This is a genomic window from Bartonella sp. AA9NXGY (assembly GCF_042196845.1).
GTDB lineage: Bacteria > Pseudomonadota > Alphaproteobacteria > Rhizobiales > Rhizobiaceae > Bartonella.
On record NZ_JBHIRB010000048.1, the window covers coordinates 1 to 2,942 of the forward strand.

The 2,942-nt window shown below is 40.8% G+C and carries 4 protein-coding genes; 1 reads left to right on the forward strand and 3 read right to left on the reverse strand.

Going from position 1 to position 2,942, the window contains the following annotated elements:
- Together ACFIM6_RS09490 and ACFIM6_RS09495 are read right to left on the reverse strand one after the other, a co-directional pair.
- A partial coding sequence (locus ACFIM6_RS09490) for a PBSX family phage terminase large subunit (RefSeq protein ID WP_375612627.1) occupies positions 1–1,268 on the reverse strand: 1,268 nt, incomplete at its 3' end.
- Entirely contained in the window at positions 1,249–1,584 is a 336-nt protein-coding gene (locus ACFIM6_RS09495; RefSeq protein WP_375612628.1) for a hypothetical protein, read from the reverse strand. The genes ACFIM6_RS09495 and ACFIM6_RS09490, both read right to left, overlap by 20 nt.
- A gap of 206 nt (positions 1,585–1,790) precedes the next feature.
- Here ACFIM6_RS09495 and ACFIM6_RS09500 point away from each other — a divergent pair, with 206 nt between their 5' ends.
- Complete coding sequence (locus tag ACFIM6_RS09500) at positions 1,791–2,513, forward strand: hypothetical protein (RefSeq protein ID WP_375612629.1); 723 nt, start codon at positions 1,791–1,793, stop codon at positions 2,511–2,513.
- Here ACFIM6_RS09500 and ACFIM6_RS09505 read toward each other — a convergent pair.
- The coding region (locus tag ACFIM6_RS09505) for a hypothetical protein (protein ID WP_375612630.1) at positions 2,499–2,942 on the reverse strand (444 nt) is incomplete at its 5' end. The genes ACFIM6_RS09500 and ACFIM6_RS09505 overlap by 15 nt on opposite strands.

Sequence of the window (2,942 nt, forward strand, 5' to 3'; positions counted from 1 at the left end):
TGTTTTTGCATCGGCTGTTCATACCCCACACACATTAACCCAAAGGCATCCGCACCATGACTGGACCAATCATGCTCTGCTCCCAAGCCAATATTGCGCTTCTCATCCCATTTCTCATGATACCAATTCAGTGCTTTACGACCCGCTACGGTTGTCTCTTCGTTAAACCATACTGAAGGTAAAATACGTCGCACCGCCTCTATTCGCATCTTAACAGCACCTGCCCCTTGATTAGGAATGACTTGCGTTTCAAAACCCGCATCATTTAAAGCACTCTCAAAACTCACATTGTGTACACGGTCTCTTGTTGCACCATCATGGGGGAGAACCATCAATGCCTTCTCATAGCCATTCTGACGTAACCAGCCTATGTGCTCGGATAATGGCTGTCCCTGTGCTTCGTAATAATTAAGCACTCTAATTTCTCGCCCCACAAACTGTGCTATCCATATCGCCGTGGCATCTGCCTTGGCGCCTGTCCCCCCAATATCCCAAAAAGCACGTATTTGCATTAAAGGGTCACGAGCAACACGCCCTATCCGCCCCTCCTGCTCGGCTGCCAACATTTCCTTTTGATAATAAGCGCCTTGAACCGCTGTAAGATAAGCCCCTTCCCAGATATGCTTATAGGTCTCTGGACGGTTTCTCAGATCATCAAGCCGCGCTTCATTCAAGATCTTGGGAAACTTCGGATTGTCTGACCAGTTGATCTCAACACGCTTGATTGCCTCATTGTCTGAAAAGCGAAACCGCTTCTCAACGGGGGCATTCTCTCGCAACGGGTTCCATGTCACCCATAATTCTGCATTCCAATCTTTTCCTTCTTCGCGCAAAGTTGGAATAAGTGTTTGCCAAGCCGTCTCTGTTACCGGCTCTGCTTCATCAACCCAACAAAGCAAAATGCGCCCCATCGATTTAATGCTCGCAATATTACGGTCAAGACCAGAAAACTGAAAGGCTACGCGACCATCTATCGACTTAATCGACGATTCCCCAACCTTGTAATAGTCCTTTAAAAAGTCGTGCGCTTCAATGGCGCGCTTAATCTCCTCCAATGAACTTTCTGCCAAAGAATTCTGAAACTGACGTGCACAAAGAATGGTCCCCGATATCCCCTGCATACCAAATTGATAGCCTTTTAAAGCCGCCATCAATGCAAATGATCTTGTCTTTCCAGACCCTCGTCCACCCCACGCCGCTCGTACCAAAGCATCCCCATCAAAAATAGGGATAAGTTTTGGTACAATCTTAATCTGTCTTGTCGTCATTCATTGTTAAAGGAGCAATTTCTACACGCGTTATGATCTTAATGGCTCCCCCATCTTCACCTGTTACCTGTAAAGGCAACACCTTACCAAGCAACGCTAAATAAGCAGCGGGGCATTCCATAGCCTGCTTTTCCAAATAGGAGATCAAACCATCATTGCCAATTTTATTCCCAGCATTCTCAGCAGCCTTAACCACTGCTTCTTTTAAAATGCGCGTCATCTTATTCGGAACGCCTTTGACACGCCCTTGACCTGCCTTTGGTGGTATACGCTTTTTAATGGGTTGTGGAGCCTGATGTGTATTTTCTGATGTCATAAAATACGCCCTCCAGATAATAAAAAACCCCGCATTTGCGGGGATTTTGAACTGTACATTTCCCTCTCTAGACACAATACGCCTAAGTACAGCAATGTCATTAAATACGATTTGCTACACTTTGTCAACACAAAAATAACACATATTGATACATTTGAAAAGAATCGGTTAGGTAGTGTTAATTATTATAATTTAAGGATTAAATAATGAAGTCACTATCCATAACGCTCATAGTAATATTTATAGCTTTCTTTTCGATATCAGTGTTATCAAGATACACTAGTGTAGATAGTTTAGAACAATACGATAAACTTTACGAAAAATATGTAAGTGAAAATTATCAAAACTCAGAATATCATCAAAAATTAGCAAAGGCAAAAGAATCGGTGGAGTATTTAAAAACATTTATGGGAAGTACTGTAGACATCCCCAATGACAAAAGTCCATTTTGGAAGCATTTAATAACACTACCTAGCAATCCTCCGGAATTTAATATTTTAAAACATTATCACATAGTGCTTGTTTTTTGTGGTCGTTTTGCTGATTTATTACAAGGTGATAAAAGTATGCCCACACTTACCTTTAACGACTTGCAAACAAAACTTAAGAAATACGGTAGTATTTTTAATGACTGGGATACTATAGAAACTATTTTATTTAAAGCAAAATTTGAAACACATTTTAATGATCCAATGTTTGAATACGCAGAAAAATTTTTGAATTCTCCAAATGGCATTAGCAGAAAAGAACAAACTATTCGTACAGAGCATATGATACTAGGACACGAAAGCGTTCGTTTACAAAATACAGTGAATATGTGCTCTATTGCTATAAGTGTATATAGAGAAATGATGCCCAAAGAAGATATAAGACCCCCAGTAAGATATGGCTCTTTTGAAAAATGGAAGCGATATTTAAAAATTTTTTAAACTAGCGATTAAATACTTATGAAGCACATTAAGAGCAACACGCAGCGAATTCACAAGATGTGGTAACATTTGATCTTCTATCACGAGGTACTGTAGCGCAGCATGAAGATTATACTGTCTATAGAGGCATTGGGCTTCTTTTAGTGCCTCTTGCGTGTTTATAAACTGCTCTGTTGCAAATGCTACCCATTTATCTCTTGCTTTGTCATCAGTAGATGATGGCATTTCGTCATAAATCGCATTAGGCAAGCCCTTTGCACAAAGGTAATCGTTTCTTACTTGTAGATATTGTTGCGCGGCATCATATTGCTCTTGAGTAAGCACGCCTTTTAAACAAAGTCGCCCTATATAAGTACCAGAAAGTGGATTTTTTGCCTCCTGTAGCGTTAAACCGAAGCGCTTTGCACGCATTTCTATTGCCAATTTATC

Coding starts and splice junctions, on each gene's coding strand:
- ACFIM6_RS09495 (WP_375612628.1), bottom strand. CDS start 1,584: ATGACATCAGAAAATACACATCAGGCTCCACAACCCATTAAAAAGCGT.
- ACFIM6_RS09500 (WP_375612629.1), top strand. CDS start 1,791: ATGAAGTCACTATCCATAACGCTCATAGTAATATTTATAGCTTTCTTT.